Annotated in this window: 17 protein-coding genes; 11 read left to right on the top strand and 6 right to left on the bottom strand. The window is 62.4% G+C overall.

Features of this window, described 5'->3' with window-relative positions; translation table 11 throughout:
* Nucleotides 1-34: 34 nt before the first annotated feature.
* The 6 genes from GBB18_RS02850 to GBB18_RS02825 form a co-directional block, all read right to left on the bottom strand.
* On the bottom strand, nucleotides 35-1,204 hold the full coding sequence (locus tag GBB18_RS02850) for an 8-amino-7-oxononanoate synthase (RefSeq protein ID WP_151640701.1): 1,170 nt from the start codon (nucleotides 1,202-1,204) through the stop codon (nucleotides 35-37).
* On the bottom strand, nucleotides 1,201-1,905 hold the full coding sequence (locus GBB18_RS02845; protein WP_151549486.1) for a 6-carboxyhexanoate--CoA ligase: 705 nt from the start codon (nucleotides 1,903-1,905) through the stop codon (nucleotides 1,201-1,203). The genes GBB18_RS02850 and GBB18_RS02845 overlap by 4 nt, the downstream gene beginning before the upstream one ends.
* A gap of 97 nt (nucleotides 1,906-2,002) precedes the next feature.
* Nucleotides 2,003-3,229, bottom strand: coding sequence for an RtcB family protein (locus tag GBB18_RS02840; protein ID WP_151640700.1), 1,227 nt, complete (start codon nucleotides 3,227-3,229; stop codon nucleotides 2,003-2,005).
* Between the two features lie 464 nt (nucleotides 3,230-3,693).
* Nucleotides 3,694-4,467: an ABC transporter permease gene (locus GBB18_RS02835; protein WP_151549488.1), complete on the bottom strand. Its 774-nt coding sequence runs from the start codon at nucleotides 4,465-4,467 to the stop codon at nucleotides 3,694-3,696.
* Nucleotides 4,457-5,257: an ABC transporter permease gene (locus tag GBB18_RS02830; protein WP_151549489.1), complete on the bottom strand. Its 801-nt coding sequence runs from the start codon at nucleotides 5,255-5,257 to the stop codon at nucleotides 4,457-4,459. The genes GBB18_RS02835 and GBB18_RS02830 overlap by 11 nt, the downstream gene beginning before the upstream one ends.
* Nucleotides 5,254-6,297 carry an ATP-binding cassette domain-containing protein gene (locus GBB18_RS02825; RefSeq protein WP_225990225.1) on the bottom strand — a complete coding sequence of 348 codons (1,044 nt, stop codon included), beginning with the start codon at nucleotides 6,295-6,297 and terminating at the stop codon, nucleotides 5,254-5,256. Before GBB18_RS02825 ends, GBB18_RS02830 begins: the two co-directional genes overlap by 4 nt.
* Before the next feature lie 401 nt (nucleotides 6,298-6,698).
* Here GBB18_RS02825 and GBB18_RS02820 point away from each other — a divergent pair, with 401 nt between their 5' ends.
* From GBB18_RS02820 to GBB18_RS02770, 11 genes are all read left to right on the top strand, one after another.
* Nucleotides 6,699-7,697, top strand: coding sequence for a substrate-binding domain-containing protein (locus GBB18_RS02820; RefSeq protein WP_151549543.1), 999 nt, complete (start codon nucleotides 6,699-6,701; stop codon nucleotides 7,695-7,697).
* A 35-nt stretch (nucleotides 7,698-7,732) separates the two neighbouring features.
* Nucleotides 7,733-8,734, top strand: a complete 1,002-nt coding sequence (locus GBB18_RS02815) for an ABC transporter permease (protein ID WP_151549544.1) — start codon at nucleotides 7,733-7,735, stop codon at nucleotides 8,732-8,734.
* 3 nt (nucleotides 8,735-8,737) lie between these two features.
* On the top strand, nucleotides 8,738-9,499 hold the full coding sequence (locus GBB18_RS02810) for an ATP-binding cassette domain-containing protein (RefSeq protein WP_151549491.1): 762 nt from the start codon (nucleotides 8,738-8,740) through the stop codon (nucleotides 9,497-9,499).
* A gap of 303 nt (nucleotides 9,500-9,802) precedes the next feature.
* Nucleotides 9,803-10,201 (top strand): 30S ribosomal protein S8, encoded by a 399-nt coding sequence (gene rpsH, locus GBB18_RS02805; protein ID WP_151528927.1) that lies wholly within the window; start codon nucleotides 9,803-9,805, stop codon nucleotides 10,199-10,201.
* Between the two features lie 18 nt (nucleotides 10,202-10,219).
* Nucleotides 10,220-10,756, top strand: coding sequence for a 50S ribosomal protein L6 (gene rplF / locus GBB18_RS02800; RefSeq protein WP_151549492.1), 537 nt, complete (start codon nucleotides 10,220-10,222; stop codon nucleotides 10,754-10,756).
* Nucleotides 10,756-11,157 (top strand): 50S ribosomal protein L18, encoded by a 402-nt coding sequence (gene rplR, locus GBB18_RS02795; RefSeq protein ID WP_151528925.1) that lies wholly within the window; start codon nucleotides 10,756-10,758, stop codon nucleotides 11,155-11,157. Before rplF ends, rplR begins: the two co-directional genes overlap by 1 nt.
* 40 nt (nucleotides 11,158-11,197) lie before the next feature.
* Nucleotides 11,198-11,824: a 30S ribosomal protein S5 gene (gene rpsE / locus GBB18_RS02790; RefSeq protein WP_151528924.1), complete on the top strand. Its 627-nt coding sequence runs from the start codon at nucleotides 11,198-11,200 to the stop codon at nucleotides 11,822-11,824.
* A gap of 3 nt (nucleotides 11,825-11,827) precedes the next feature.
* The gene (gene rpmD, locus GBB18_RS02785; RefSeq protein WP_151528923.1) at nucleotides 11,828-12,013 is read left to right on the top strand and encodes a 50S ribosomal protein L30; all 186 of its coding nucleotides are present in this window, start codon (nucleotides 11,828-11,830) and stop codon (nucleotides 12,011-12,013) included.
* A 7-nt stretch (nucleotides 12,014-12,020) separates the two neighbouring features.
* The gene (gene rplO / locus GBB18_RS02780) at nucleotides 12,021-12,470 is read left to right on the top strand and encodes a 50S ribosomal protein L15 (protein ID WP_151549493.1); all 450 of its coding nucleotides are present in this window, start codon (nucleotides 12,021-12,023) and stop codon (nucleotides 12,468-12,470) included.
* Nucleotides 12,471-12,836: 366 nt separating this feature from the next.
* Nucleotides 12,837-14,159 carry a preprotein translocase subunit SecY gene (gene secY, locus GBB18_RS02775; RefSeq protein ID WP_151549494.1) on the top strand — a complete coding sequence of 441 codons (1,323 nt, stop codon included), beginning with the start codon at nucleotides 12,837-12,839 and terminating at the stop codon, nucleotides 14,157-14,159.
* On the top strand, nucleotides 14,159-14,704 hold the full coding sequence (locus GBB18_RS02770; RefSeq protein ID WP_151528920.1) for an adenylate kinase: 546 nt from the start codon (nucleotides 14,159-14,161) through the stop codon (nucleotides 14,702-14,704). The genes secY and GBB18_RS02770 overlap by 1 nt, the downstream gene beginning before the upstream one ends.
* The last annotated feature ends 17 nt before the right edge of the window (nucleotides 14,705-14,721 follow it).

Genomic DNA, 14,721 nt, shown 5'->3' with positions numbered 1-14,721 from the left:
TTCAGCGCCGCGTGTCCGGCTGCGCCGTGGGCGGCTAAACGCCACGCACCTGAGCGAGGGCGGCGAGGAGGGCGTCAATATCCTCGTGTTCCATCGTCGTCTGCACCGTGAGCCGGAGCATGGCGGCACCGCGGGCCACGGTGGGGTAGCGAATGGCATTACAGAAAATCTGGCGTTGTTTCAGCGCCTCGCTGACAGCCATGGCCTCGCGCTCATCCCCGATCACCACCGGCACGATGGGCGACACCCCAGGGCTGGGCAGCCCTTGGTCGGCCAGACCCGCGCGCAGATAAGCAATATTGTCGTGCAAGCGCTGCTGGTGCTCCGGCTCCTGCGTAAGGATCTCTAGGGCGGTGCGGGCGGCGGCCACCGTGGCCGGCGGAGAGGAGGTGGAAAACACGAAGCTGCGGGCCCGATTGCGCAGCAGAGTGGCGGTGTCTTCATCACAGAGCACAAAACCGCCGGCACAGCCCAGCGCCTTGGAGGCGGTACCGATGAGCACATCGGGGCGAGAGATACCGTCGAGGCTGCCCCGGCCGTGTTCGCCGAGGGCACCCACACCGTGGGCATCGTCCACGAGCAGCCACATGCCGCGGCTGAGCGCGATCTCCTCCAAACGAGCGTGATCGGCGACCGCACCGGACATGGAGAACACACCGTCGGAGACAATGAGTCCGAATGTGGTGGGGCAGGTGGCGGTGAGCTCAGAGAGCGCGTCATAGTTGGCGTGCGGGAAGACAGTCACCTGGCAGCCGGCGGTGTGCCGCGCCATGCGGATGCCGTCGATAAGGCTGGCGTGATTGAGCGCATCGGAGAAGATCGTCAATTCACTGCCTGCAAGCTGAGCCAACGTGGCGATGGTGGAGAGATTGGCCTGGTAGCCGCTGCCGAACCACACTGCGTCCTCATAACCGAAATGCTCGGCCAGCTCCCGCTCGAGGGCGCCGTGCATGGTGGTGCCGGTGGTCAGGCGCGAGCCGCCCGAGCCGGTGCCATAGCGCTCAGTGGCGGTGGTAGCCGCAGCGCGCATACGCGGGTGAGTGGATAACCCCAGATAGTCCGAACTGGAGAACTGGAGATAGTACTCGCCGTCGATCGTGCCGCGCGGCTGCTGCGAGCCGTCAAAGGTGTGAATCTGGCGTGCCAAGCCCTCGGCGGACCACACCTGATTGGCGGCGCGGGAGTGGTGGGAGAGTGTGCTCATAATTCAACTAATACTGGGATGTTTTCAAGATAGTTAATTGTCGCCGCGAGATCCGCGTCCGTACCCCTATATATAAGGACACGAGTACCACGTGTGCTGCCCTGCTCTTTCATGTTCAACAGGCGCCGGTAGTGGCCCGCGGTGGCGATATAGCCGGTGGTGTAGTCGGGGTCATCAGACATGCACAGCTCCGCCACAATGCCGGGGGCGCTCAGAGCCTTGGAGGCGAGGGTGAGTGCCTCGCGATAGTGTTCCTTCTCCGCAGACATCGAGCTGGCAGTGGCGTCGAAGGTGGATACCCGCACCCCGCGCTGGGGATCGGGTTCGCGCCGGGCGCCGGTAGCGGCATCGGCGATCATCGCCCCGCGCAGCCCCGATACCTCGCGCAATAGCCGCACGAAGGGGGCGGCATCCGCCACACCCACCTCGGTGAGAACCTCGGCGATCACCGCGTCGGCCGCGGCCGGGGAGTCGGTGGGCACCGTGCTGGTTTCTAGCGCGGGCACAGTAACGATCTGCTCATCCGCTACCGCCGTGGCGTGCAGCGAGATCTCCGCAGCCTGCCCCTTGGGGTGGGTCAGCGCGCGAGTGACGAGGATCTCTGCCATCTCCGCGAGCTGCTCCTTCGGCAGGATGCGCTCAGCTCCCGAAATGTGCTGGCCGTGCGCACTGGCGTGCATTTTGATGCTGTAATAACCCACGTGTGGTGACTATACCGGCGATGATTGAACAGCGTTAAGGGCGGCGCGGCGCGACGCTGTGCGTGCCGTGCCGCCTGTGGTGCTTCTCGCTGCCGCGCTAGGTGCCCTTGATGTTGAGCACCTGGCGCAGGGTGTGGCGGATGTGGACCAACTCGGCGGAGTCGGCCATCACCGCGTCGATGTCCTTATAGGCATCGGGAATCTCGTCCACCCAGGCATCGCCGTGGCGGTAAACGATCCCGCCCATGCGCTGGTCCAGATCCTCGACGGTGAAGCGCCGGCGCGCTTCGCTGCGAGAGAAGCGACGTCCCGCCCCGTGGGGTGCGGACCGCAGTGCTACTTCATTGCCCTTTCCCTCCACGACATAGCTGGCCGTGCCCATCGAGCCCGGGATGAGGGCGAGACTGCCCTCGTCGGCGCGGATGGCGCCCTTGCGGGTGAGCCACACGGTGCGCCCGTGGTGCTCCTCCTTCTCGGTGTAGTTGTGGTGGCAGTTAATGCGCTCCTCCTCCACAACCTCGGCGCCGAGGAACTCCCCGAGGCAGCGGGCAAAGCGGTCCATCATTTCTTCGCGGTTGAGATAGGCGAAGCGCTGCGCCCAGGTGAGATCCTTGATGTAGCGATCGAACTCGGGCGTGCCATCGACCAGGTAGGCCACGTCCTTATTGGGCAGCGGAATCCACCAGCGGTCCATGAGCTGCTGGGCGATACGGATGTGCATACGGGCGATCTGGTTGCCCACGCCCCGCGAGCCGGAGTGCAGAAACATCCACACCCGCTCCTCCTCGTCGAGGCAGAGCTCGATGAAGTGGTTCCCGCCGCCGAGCGAACCGAGCTGCTGCCGCCACCGAGGTGAGTGGCTCAGATCTACATCGTCGCCCTCGGCGAGCTCGTTGAGTTCGCGGCAGCGAGCATCGGCGCTGTCCGCAAGCTGCCAGTCGTTGTAGTTTCCCAGCGAGAGGGGGATGGCGGCCTCGACGGCGTCGCGCAGCTGCTCGAGGTTGCGGCCGGCAAGATCGGCGGCACTGAACTGGGTGCGCACACCGATCATGCCGCAGCCAATATCCACGCCCACGGCTGCAGGGATGACGGCGTCGATCGTGCCGAATACGCATCCCACAGAGGAGCCGAGTCCGATGTGGGCATCCGGCATGAGTGCTACGTGCGGGCGCACAAAGGGCATCGCGGCCAGCTGCTGGGCCTGGAGCAGAACCCCGTCCTCGATCTCTGAGGCGAAGTTCTTCACAATGGGGGAGTGCGGCTGCAGCGAACGGATCTCGGGATCTCTTCTGCGGCGGCCGCGTCGTCTGCGCTGTGGTGACATAGGTGCTCTCCTTCGATGAGCAAAGTGAGTGTCGGTGGGTGGTGACCACACCGCCGCCTCTGTCCTGTGCCGCAGTAGCGGGGCCGCTTATCGACGCCACCTCGCCCGCCCGGCTGGCGCATAGGCATCATTAACGATGCTGGGGGAGGAGGTGAAGGGGAGCGGCAAGAAAAAACCGCGGGAAGGAGACAATCGGTGTGCGCTGTCAGCCGTACCCCGCGGTGGAATCTCGATCTAGGTGATCGGGCTCTGAATCCGCGTGGGGGCGAGGTACGGCGACAGCTTCTGCTTCACCTGTTGCTGGCCAAACATGGGGACTGTCCCTCCTTCAGTGGTGCGGATAAAAATAGTGTGTCCGGCGTGTCCCGCTAGCGCCTAGGGCTGATAAGAACACGCGCTCTTTCACTTCTAGCAGGTCAAAGTGCTCTAGGCAATGGTGATATGAGACATAGTGGAGGCTGTATTTAGCTCAGCTGCGTCTGGGCGCGCGAGTAGGTGCGGCTCGCGCCGATGAGGAATATCACCCCGGCGCCGACCGCCCAGGCGAGAGCAATGAGCAGGTGATTACCGGAATCGCTATCGGCGCTGAGGGCAGTGACCCCCTCCACGAGATGCGTGATGGGGTTATGCCGCACGAAGGGTTGTACGGGCTCTACAAAGCTGTCTGTTCCCACCACTCCGGCTGAGAGGAAGAGCAGCGTCATCAGCAGTGGGGTGACCATCATCAGCGATTCCGGATTGGTGGTGGAATACGCCATCCACGTGGCCATGAGCGCGGACACGAGCGAGGAGATCACGATTGCCAGCAGCACAACGGTGATGGTCGCCGCGCCGTGGAAGCGCGCCCCAGCGACCACTCCCACGAGGAGCGTCGCCAGTGCTGCGGAAAGGAAGCGAATCGCATAATAGAGGGTCTCGCCGCACACCAAGGGGACGGTGCCGCCTGGGCTGACGGCGATGCGGGCAGTAAATCCGGAGGTGCGCTCGCGGACGGTCTCTGAGGCGCAGTAGGTGGAGTTCATCCACTGGGCGCCGAGCACCATGAGTAGGCACACCGCCGTGAGATCGGGGCTGGTGCGGCCTTGGGAGGCGGCGATGAGATCCCCAAAGAGAATGCGCATGATCAGAAACATCACCACGGGGGTGAGCAGTGTTGCGGACATGCTGGCGCGGTCTCTGATGGTGCGCAGAATGCGGCGTCGCGTATGCAGCATGAGAGACGTGAGCTTAAGAGACATGGCCCCTCCTGAGCGCAGTACTAAATCCCCAGAATCCGGCCGCGCTGAGCACGATCAGCCACACTGCGGCCTCCACCCCGGTGGAGCCCAGTGGTTCGGCCGCGGCGAGTGCGCGCAAAGAATCCAAGATGGGAGAGAGTGGAATATGGGCGACCACCGTCCCCACATGCTCCGGCAGGGCGTCCGCGGGGACGAAGGCGGTGGATAGCAAAAGTATCGCGATGGTGAGCCCTTGGAAGGTGAGTGCGGTGGACACCGGATGGGCGGTGATGAGCACTAGCCCGTCGATCGCCGCGGAGAGCACCACGGTAATGAGGGCGAGGGCGAGCAGGAAGAGCGCCGCGGCACCGATGCCGCCGTGAAAGCGCGCACCAAGAAGAAATGCGAGCGCCAGCGGTATCGCCCCGGACCAGGTCATGCGGGTGAGATCAGCCAAGAGCCGGCCAGCCACAATCGACCAGGAGGGCACAGGCATGCTGAGCAGGCGAGAGTAAAAACCATCTTCTTTATCCTCGGCGACTGCTAGGCAGGAGCCACCAGCCGTGAAAATGATCGCCTGGGTGACGGCGGAAGGAAGGATGAAGTCGGCATAGCTATCCATAAAGTGCTCCGCGGAGCGGGCAAAGGACGCATAGAACGCGAGCATAAATATCGACGGAATCATGATGCTGGAGATCATCGCCGCCTGATTGCGCAGCAAGCGCAGCATGTCTCGTTTCCAGATGCTGGCGATCGCCCCGAAAGGCCGTGGAGTTGCTTCGAGGGGGTGGTGGATGCGAGTGGAGGTCATGGCCGCCCCCGCCGGTCGCTGCCCGCATCCGCAGGCTGCTCGCTGCTGGGGGAGGGGGTTATGTGCTGTCCGGCCACATCGCCGCTATCGGCAATGGCGGCGTAGACATCATCGAGCGAGGGCGGGGTGAGTGCCACGTCCACGATGCTGCTGTCCTCGCCCTCCCAGAGACCGAGCAAGCGACCGAGATCGCGGTGCCCACGGGGTGCTTCGGCGCGCACGCAGTTGTGTTCCACTTGGGCGGATAGTCCGGCCTTGTGGGCCTGCATGCAGAGCTTCTCGGCATGGGTGGCGCTATCCATGCTCACCTCGCAGATGAGCATGCCATAACGGCTCTTGAGTTCGGTGGGAGTGCCCTCATCAATCACCACGCCGTCGGCAAGCACCGCGATGCGATCGGCGAGACTATCGGCCTCGTCGAGATATTGCGTGGTGAGCAGAATGGATGTGCCCTCATTGCTGAGCCGGGTGATGAGTTCCCACACGTGGGCCCGCGCTGTCGGGTCGAGGCCGGTGGTTGGCTCATCGAGGAAGAGCAGGGTGGGCGGGGCGGTGAGGGAGATGGCGATGTCTAGCCGGCGGCGCATACCGCCGGAATAATCCGCCACTCGGCGATGGGCGGCGGCATCCAGCTGGAACTCGCTGAGTAGCTCGGTGGTGCGGGCTGTGGCAGCGCTGCGAGACAGCCCCGCGAGACGGGCGAAGTAGATGAGATTTTCCGCTCCGGTGAGTCGCTCATCCACCGTGGCGAACTGCCCCGTCATGCTGATGTGTCGCCGCACCTCGGCGGGCTGGGTCGTGACATCGAGGCCCGCCACCCGCGCCGTGCCAGAGGATGCGGGAAGGAGAGTCGACAGCACATTGATGAGAGTGGTCTTACCGGCGCCATTGGCACCTAAGACCGCGACAATCTCGCCAGACGCTATGTGCAGGTTCACGCCTTTGAGTACGGGGATACGCTTCTTCGCCGGCCCTCGCTCGCAGCGCAGGTCCTTGACCTCAAGTGCGAGCTGAGAGTCGTGGTAGCAGGGATCAGGCACAAGTACCACCTCACTGAACTAGGGAAAGTATTCATACGCACCTAATTTCAAGGTTAGGCTACGCTAATGCTTAGGGCTAGAGGGGTGAGTGTGGAGGCACAGGGGATGCCCCCTTATGGTGTGTATCTCGGCGATAGGGGGGGGGCAGCAGGCTCGCGGCCCGAGGGTCATGGGCGGGGTGTGAGGGTGTGCTCGCGGGTGGAGTTTGCACGGAGGGCTCTGTGCTAAAAGGCCAGAACAGCCATTCTTAATCGTTCAAGAAATGTCGGATGAGCTGGGCAAACGCATTTGACAGCGGGGAGGGCGCTTCCGTTGAATCAATAGTTATGCTAGGTCTTTGTCTTTCCCACCGTGTGTCCTCGCCGTACTCGCGGCACGCCACCTCCACCGCCACTATTCTCATGGCCCTCATCGGGGTGCTGGCGCTGCTTCTTAGCGGCTGCTCTTCTACCGGCGGCGCCCCGCGTCCCAGCGACTCCGGCGGCGGCACGGGCGGCGGCCCCGGCTTCGGCGGGGCCGATACCGATCGCGCGGTGGTGGCGATGGTCAGCCACGGCGCGCCGGGCGATACCTTCTGGGATCTGGTGCGCAAGGGCGCGGAGGATGCGGCCAAGAAGAGCAATATTGAGCTGCGCTACTCCTCCGATCCGCAGGCGCCCAATCAGGCGAACCTGGTGAAGTCGGCGGTGGATGCCGGGGTAGACGGCGTTGCTGTCACCCTGCCGAATGCGCAGGCGATCGGCCCCGCCGCCCAGAACGCCGTGGATGCCGGTATTCCCGTCGTGGGACTCAATGCCGGAATGAACGAGTATCAGAACTACGGCCTGAGCGGCTTCTTCGGCCAGGATGAATCCGTGGCCGGCGAGCTCGCCGGTGAGCGCCTCGCCGCAGATAATGCATCGAATGTGCTCTGTGTGATCCACGAGCAGGGCAACTCCTCCCAAGAGGCGCGCTGCGAGGGCGTGAAGAAGGGCCTCGAGAAGGTCGGTGCCGGCGGCTCGGTGGAGATTCTCTATGTCAATGGCATGGACCTCACCTCCGTCACCTCTACTCTGCAGGCGAAACTCACGGAGGATCCGAGTATCGATTGGGTGATGGGGCTGGTGGCCCCAGTCGCGCTGGCCGCCGTGAAGTCCAAGGAGCAGGCCGGTTCCGAGGCCAAGATCTCTACGTTCGACACCAATGCGGAACTGGTGAGCGCCATCACCGCTGGAGATGTCGAGTGGGCAGTGGACCAGCAGCCCTATCTGCAGGGCTATCTGGCCGTGGATTCTCTGTGGCTGAATATGCGCAATGGCACCACCGTGGGCGGTGGCCGGCCGGTCTATACCGGCCCCTCCTTCGTGGACGCCAGCAATGTGGACGCCATCGCCGCCGCGGCAAAGGCGGGCCTGCGATGAGCGACACCGCTTCGGCGAGCGCGGCCGATGAACGCATGCTGCAGCGCTCCTTCTTTCAGAAACTCATTCGCCGCCCCGAGCTGGCGAGCCTGCTCGGCGCCATCGTGATTTTCACGCTCTTCATGATCGTGGCCCCACCCTTCCGCTCTTTTGAGTCGCTGGCCACGGTGCTCTATGCATCGTCCACGATGGGCATCATGGCCCTAGCGGTGGGCATGCTCATGATCGGCGATGAATTCGACCTCTCCTCTGGTGTCGCCGTGACGACTGCTGCTTTGGCCGCCACGATGCTCAATTACAATCTGCACCTGAACTCTTGGGTGGGGGCGGGCATTGCGCTGCTTATCGCGCTGACCATCGGCGCGCTCAACGGCTATCTCACGACCACCACCGGTATCCCCTCCTTCCTCATCACGCTGAGCGCCTTCCTCATGCTGCAGGGGCTGAACTTGGCCATCACCAAGCTCGTCACCGGCGCGGTGGCCACTCCTACCATCGCGGATATGGAGGGTTTCTACTCCGCGAACATGGTGTTTGCCTCCAATGTCAATGTCGCTGGGGTGCAGGTGCGGGTGACGGTGTTCTGGTGGATTGGCTTCGTGGCGCTGGCGTCGATCCTGCTTTTTAAAACCAAGTTTGGTAACTGGATCTTCGCCGTTGGCGGCAACCAGGACGCCGCCCATGCCGTGGGTGTGCCGGTGCGCCGCACCAAGATCATCCTGTTCATGTTCGTTGGTTTCGCCGCATGGTTTGTGGGCATGCACAATCTCTTCGCCTTCGACTCCATCCAAGCGGGCCAGGGCGTGGGCAATGAGTTCCTCTATATCATTGCGGCCGTCATCGGCGGCTGCGCGATGAATGGCGGCAAAGGCACCGCCGTCGGCACCGCTATCGGCGCCCTGATTTTCGGCATGACCAACCAAGGCATCGTCTACGCCGGGTGGAACCCGGACTGGTTCAAGTTCTTCCTCGGCGCCATGCTGCTGTTCGCCGTCATGACGAACCTCGGCGTCGCGAAATATACGGAAAAGAAATAGCCCATGGACCCGATCATTGAGCTGCACGACGTCAGCAAAAAATACGGCGCCTTCGACGCGCTTCGCTCGATCAATCTGCAGGTGGTGCCCGGCGAGGTCACCTGTGTGCTGGGCGATAATGGTGCCGGCAAATCCACGCTCATCAAGATTCTGGCCGGCCTGCATCCCCACACCTCGGGCACGATGCTTGTCGACGCCACCCCGACGCACTTCACTTCCCCGGCCGATGCTCTCGCCGCCGGTATTGCCACCGTGTACCAGGACTTGGCCGTGGTGGGGCAGATGAGTGTGTGGCGCAACTTCTTCCTCGGCCAGGAGATCAGCAATCGCTGGGGGTTGATCAATGAGGGGAAGATGAAGCGCATCGCCGCCACGGAGCTGGAACACATGGGCATTGTCATCCCCGATATCGATGCGCCCGTCTCCTCGCTGTCCGGTGGCCAGCGCCAAGTGGTGGCGATCGCCCGGGCTATCTACTTTGGCGCCCGCGTGGTGATTTTGGATGAGCCCACCGCCGCGTTGGGCGTGAAGCAGTCCGGCATGGTGCTGAAATTCATCGCCAAGGCCCGGGAACAGGGCACCGCCGTCATCTTCATCACCCACAACCCCAAGCACGCGCTGCTGGTGGGGGATAGGTTTGTGGTGCTCACCCTCGGCAAGCAGACGCTGCAGGCGCGGCGCGAGGACGTGGATGTTGACACCCTCACGCTAGAGATGTCCGGCGGCGGGGAACTCGACGCCCTGCAGCACGAGCTTCAGCGCTAGATGCACCGCCCCGGCCGAGAGCGGTGACGTGCTGAAACGTCTTGACCCGCAGGCTGGGGGTGTGTATCATTTCATTCTTGGACTCGCGAGATCCCGCGAGATCCTTTTATTTTGTACGTTCCTACTTTGTTGTAGGCCTTATATTCGCCCCATAACGTCCAGCGTTCGTGAGTGCAAGGCAGCGAGCTTTCCCACTATTGAGTGCGTGGAAGCGCCAGAGTCGCCGGCTCCCTAGTGACAGCTGACAACGGTTCTTGGGTGAATTAGGAACCGCAACGAGAAAGGTATCAAGGTCTAAGTCTTATGACCATGACTGATCCCATTGCAGACATGCTGTCTCGCATTCGTAACGCTAACCACGCGTACCACGAGACCGTGTCCATGCCGTCTTCCAAGCTGAAGGCGAACATCGCGGGCATCCTCAAGCAAGAGGGTTATATCAAGGATTACAAGGTGGAGGACGCCAAGGTTGGCAAGACCCTCACCCTGGATCTGAAGTATTCCTCCGCCCGTGAGCGTTCCATTTCCGGCGTTCGTCGCGTGTCCAAGCCCGGTCTGCGCGTGTACGCAAAGTCCACCAACCTGCCGCAGGTTCTCGGTGGCCTCGGTGTGGCGATTATCTCCACATCTCAGGGGCTGCTCACTGACCGCCAGGCTCACGAGAAGGGCGTAGGCGGAGAAGTCCTCGCCTACGTCTGGTAAGAGGGAGGGAATCTAAATATGTCTCGTATTGGTAAAGCTCCCATCGCCATCCCCAGCGGCGTTGACATCAAGATCGACGGCCAGAACGTTGAGGTCAAGGGCTCCAAGGGCACTCTGTCCCAGGACATCCCGGCCCCGATCACCGTTGCCGTGGAAGACAACCAGATTATTGTCTCCCGCCCCGATGATCACCGTAAGAACCGTTCCCTGCACGGTCTGTCCCGCTCTCTCGTGAACAACATGGTTGTGGGCGTGACCGAGGGCTACACCATCAAGATGGAAATCTTCGGTGTTGGTTACCGTGTGCAGGCCAAGGGCCAGAACCTCGAGTTCTCTCTCGGTTACAGCCACCCCGTGCTGGTTGAGGCCCCCGAGGGCATCACCTTCGCGGTCGATGGCAACACCAAGCTTTCGATCTCCGGTATCAACAAGCAGCAGGTCGGCCAGGTCGCCGCTAACATCCGTCGTCTGCGTAAGGATGACCCCTACAAGGGTAAGGGCATCCGCTACGAGGGTGAGCAGGTCCGCCGCAAGCTCGGAAAGACAGGTAAGTAATGAGCAACACTGCAGAGAACAAGCGCGTTCCTGTCGGCAAGGACATCTCTACCCGTCGTCGTCAGGCTCGTGCCCGTCGTCACTTCCGTCTGCGCAAGAAGCTGCGCGGTACCCCCGAGGCACCGCGTCTCGTCGTCCACCGTTCCTCCCGTCACATGCACGTTCAGGTCATCGACGACCTGGCCGGCCACACCCTGGCCGCTGCATCCTCGATGGATCAGTCCATCCGCGAGATGGAGGGCGACAAGAAGGCCAAGGCCACCGCTGTGGGCAAGCTCGTCGCCGAGCGCGCCAAGGCTGCCGGCATTGAGAAGGTTGTCTTTGACCGTGGTGGCTACCAGTTCCACGGCCGCGTTGCGGCTTTGGCCGATGGCGCTCGTGAAGGTGGTCTGAACTTCTAATGATCACCGCAGATAAGTTCAACAACGGAAGGATCGCGTAATGCCAGGACGTGAACGGCGCGACGGCGGACGCACCGCCGACGAGAACCAGAAGAACAACCGCAACGACCGCCGTGGTGGTCGTCGCAATGACCGCAACCAGCAGGACGAGCGCTCGCAGTACTTGGAGCGCGTTGTCACCATCAACCGCGTGTCCAAGGTCCAGAAGGGTGGTCGTCGCTTCAGCTTCACCGCTCTCGTGATCGTCGGCGACGGCCAAGGCATGGTCGGCGTTGGCTACGGCAAGGCCAAGGAAGTTCCCGCCGCTATCCAGAAGGGTGCCGAGGAAGCTCGTAAGAACTTCTTCCGCGTCCCGATGATTGCCGGCACCATCACCCACCCGGTTCAGGGTGAGGCCGCAGGCGGCGTCGTTATGCTTCGCCCCGCTGCCCCCGGTACCGGTGTGATCGCTGGTGGCGCTGCCCGCCCGGTGCTTGAGTGCGCTGGCGTGCAGGACATCCTGTCCAAGTCTCTCGGCTCGGACAACGCCATCAACGTTGTCCACGCCACCGTGGATGCCCTCAAGCAGCTCGTGCGCCCCGAAGAGGTCGCTGCCCGCCGCGGCAAGAGCATCGAAGAGGTCACCCCGGCCCGTATGCTGCGCGCACGCGCAGGTCAGGAGGCGTAAATCATGGCCCTCAAGATCACCATGACCAAAAGCACCGTCGGTGCTAAGAAGAATCAGCGTGACACGCTGCGCAGCCTCGGCCTGAAGCGCCCGAACAATGTTGTTGTTCGCCCGGACACCCCGATCGTTCGTGGCTACATCAACACCGTTCGCCACATGGTCGAGGTCGAAGAAGTAGCAGGGGAGTAGATAACTCATGAGCGAACCTATTAAGCTCCACGATCTGCGCCCGGCGAAGGGCGCGAAGAAGGCCAAGACCCGCGTGGGTCGCGGTAATGCCTCCAAGGGCACCACCGCTGGCCGCGGTACCAAGGGCACCAAGGCTCGTAAGCAGGTGCCAGCAGGTTTCGAGGGTGGCCAGATGCCCATCCACATGCGCCTGCCGAAGCTCAAGGGCTTCAAGGCCCGCAACAAGGTCATCTTCCAGGTGGTCAACGTTGCAGACATCGAGAAGGCTTTCCCGCAGGGCGGCGACGTCAGCGTTGCCGATCTCGTAGCAGCCGGCCTGGTGCGAAAGAACCAGCCCGTCAAGGTGCTCGGCAACGGCGACATCTCTGTGAAGGTCAACGTGACCGCACAGAAGTTCTCCGGTTCCGCCAAGGAAAAGATCGAGGCCGCCGGCGGCTCTGTCGCCGAGGCTCAGTAGCACCCCTCAGTCCCGCGCCGAGCGCGGGGCGCGAAGAGTGCGGAAGCCGCCAGTCCCAGCAGTAGCTGAGGCTGGCGGCTTTGTTATCTCCCATACGATGGCCGATCGAGGGCTGCGTCGATAAGCGCGCGGCCCTGCTGAGCGGGGATTCCCCCTCAAGGTTAGGGTGTGGTGAGTACGCAATATCGGTGCCGGCGAGCATTGCTGGTAAAGTGACACCGTTGTTAACTCTTGATCTCAGGCACGCGAGCTTGGTGCGTGCGCTGATTCGTCCAGTTAGGTATTTGTTACTACGTCCCTTATGTCCTCGATCGGGTGCGGCACACCCGCCGCAGATCGAGCTAGGGGTGTACAGGAGGATTATTAGTGTCCGCCATTGTCTCGGCCTTCAAGGACGCTGATCTGCGAAAGAAGATTCTGTTCACGCTCGCGATGGTCGTGCTGTACCGCATCGGTGCACAGATCCCCTCGCCCGGCGTGGACTATCGCGAGATCAGCGCACGGCTGCATGAGATCGCCTCGGAAAACTCCGGCGTGTACTCGCTGATTAACCTGTTTTCCGGCGGTGCGCTGCTGCAGCTCTCGGTGTTCGCCATCGGCATCATGCCCTACATTACGGCGTCGATTATCGTGCAGCTGCTCACAGTGGTGATCCCGCGATTCGAGGAGCTCAAAAAGGAAGGCCAATCGGGCCAATCTACGATGATGCAGTACACCCGCTACCTCACGGTGGCGTTGGCGCTGCTGCAATCCGCCGGCATCGTGGCGCTCGCCGATCGCGAGCAGCTACTGGGCCAAGGCCAGCGCGTGCTGGTGGAAAATTCGAATATCTTCACCCTGCTCATGCTGGTCGTGGTGATGACCTCCGGTGCGGTGCTGGTGATGTGGCTCGGCGAGCTCATCACCGAACGCGGCATCGGTAATGGCATGTCGCTGCTGATCTTCGCCGGTATCGCCACGCGTCTGCCCACCGACGGCATGAACATCCTGCAATCCTCCGGTGGGGTGGTCTTCGGTGTCGTGCTCGCCGCGGTGATCCTGCTGGTGATCGGCGTGGTCTTCATCGAGCAGGGGCAGCGCCGCATCCCAGTGCAGTACGCCAAGCGCATGGTGGGCCGCCGCCAATACGGTGGCACCTCCACCTACCTGCCGCTGAAGGTGAACCAGGGTGGCGTGATCCCGGTGATCTTCGCCTCCTCGCTCATCTACATGCCGGTGCTGATCACCCAGATCGTGAACTCCAATAGCGCCTCGGTGCCGGATAACTGGTGGATGCGCAACGTTATCGCGCACCTGCAGACCCCCTCCTCGTGGCAGTACATCGTGCTCTACTTTGTGCTCATCGTGTTCTTCTCCTACTTCTACGTCTCGGTGCAATACGACCCCTACGAGCAGGCCGAGAACATGAAGAAGTACGGCGGCTTCGTGCCGGGCATTCGCCCTGGGCGTCCCACCGCCCACTACTTGGGCTATGTGATGAACCGACTGCTCTTCGTGGGTGCCGCCTATCTGGGCATCATTGCCGTATTGCCGAACATCATGCTGGACCTCGGAGTTGGTAACATAGACGCAGGTGCAACTCCCTTTGGTGGTACCGCACTTCTGATTCTTGTCTCGGTGGCTCTGACCACCGTCAAGCAGATTGAGAGTCAGCTCCTGCAAAGCAACTATGAAGGATTCTTGAAGTAATGCGACTCGTTCTCCTAGGCCCTCCCGGTGCAGGCAAGGGCACCCAAGCTGCGATTCTTTCCGAGAAGCTGGGTGTTCCGCACATCTCCACCGGTGATCTATTCCGAGCAAATATTGGCGAAGGAACCCCGCTGGGCGTGGAGGCGAAAAGCTATATCGACGCCGGCAAACTCGTCCCCACCGAGGTGACCGCCCGCATGGTGGAATCCCGCCTTGCCGAGGACGACGCCAGCGAGGGCTTCCTGCTGGACGGCTTCCCCCGCACCACCGAGCAGGCCGACCTGCTGGCTGAGATGCTGCAGAAGCAAGGCGTGGACGTCGACGGCGTGCTGAACTTCCAGGTATCCGAGGACGTCGTGGTCGAGCGCATGCTCGCCCGCGGTCGCGCCGACGATAACGAGGAGACCATCCGCACCCGCATGGAGGTCTACCGCGAGCAGACCGCCCCCGTGATCGACTACTACGGCGACAGCGTCTACACCGTCGAAGCTGAAGGCAGCATCGAAGAGATCAACGAGCGCGCCATGAGCGCCCTCGGCAAATAAGTTCATCTCTCGCCTCC

Origin of the sequence: Corynebacterium sp. 11A (assembly GCF_008930935.1) — a bacterium.
GTDB classification, from domain to species: Bacteria; Actinomycetota; Actinomycetes; order Mycobacteriales; family Mycobacteriaceae; genus Corynebacterium; species Corynebacterium megadyptis.
This window is presented reverse-complemented; position numbering and strand designations above follow the sequence as displayed.

Excerpts from the sequence above, each read along its gene's own strand:
- GBB18_RS02850 (WP_151640701.1), bottom strand. The coding sequence starts at position 1,204 with ATGAGCACACTCTCCCACCACTCCCGCGCCGCCAATCAGGTGTGGTCC.
- GBB18_RS02840 (WP_151640700.1), bottom strand. The coding sequence starts at position 3,229 with ATGTCACCACAGCGCAGACGACGCGGCCGCCGCAGAAGAGATCCCGAG.
- GBB18_RS02835 (WP_151549488.1), bottom strand. The coding sequence starts at position 4,467 with ATGTCTCTTAAGCTCACGTCTCTCATGCTGCATACGCGACGCCGCATT.
- GBB18_RS02830 (WP_151549489.1), bottom strand. The coding sequence starts at position 5,257 with ATGACCTCCACTCGCATCCACCACCCCCTCGAAGCAACTCCACGGCCT.
- GBB18_RS02820 (WP_151549543.1), top strand. The coding sequence starts at position 6,699 with ATGGCCCTCATCGGGGTGCTGGCGCTGCTTCTTAGCGGCTGCTCTTCT.
- GBB18_RS02815 (WP_151549544.1), top strand. The coding sequence starts at position 7,733 with ATGCTGCAGCGCTCCTTCTTTCAGAAACTCATTCGCCGCCCCGAGCTG.
- GBB18_RS02810 (WP_151549491.1), top strand. The coding sequence starts at position 8,738 with ATGGACCCGATCATTGAGCTGCACGACGTCAGCAAAAAATACGGCGCC.
- rpsH (WP_151528927.1), top strand. The coding sequence starts at position 9,803 with ATGACCATGACTGATCCCATTGCAGACATGCTGTCTCGCATTCGTAAC.
- rplF (WP_151549492.1), top strand. The coding sequence starts at position 10,220 with ATGTCTCGTATTGGTAAAGCTCCCATCGCCATCCCCAGCGGCGTTGAC.
- rplR (WP_151528925.1), top strand. The coding sequence starts at position 10,756 with ATGAGCAACACTGCAGAGAACAAGCGCGTTCCTGTCGGCAAGGACATC.
- rpsE (WP_151528924.1), top strand. The coding sequence starts at position 11,198 with ATGCCAGGACGTGAACGGCGCGACGGCGGACGCACCGCCGACGAGAAC.
- rpmD (WP_151528923.1), top strand. The coding sequence starts at position 11,828 with ATGGCCCTCAAGATCACCATGACCAAAAGCACCGTCGGTGCTAAGAAG.
- rplO (WP_151549493.1), top strand. The coding sequence starts at position 12,021 with ATGAGCGAACCTATTAAGCTCCACGATCTGCGCCCGGCGAAGGGCGCG.
- GBB18_RS02770 (WP_151528920.1), top strand. The coding sequence starts at position 14,159 with ATGCGACTCGTTCTCCTAGGCCCTCCCGGTGCAGGCAAGGGCACCCAA.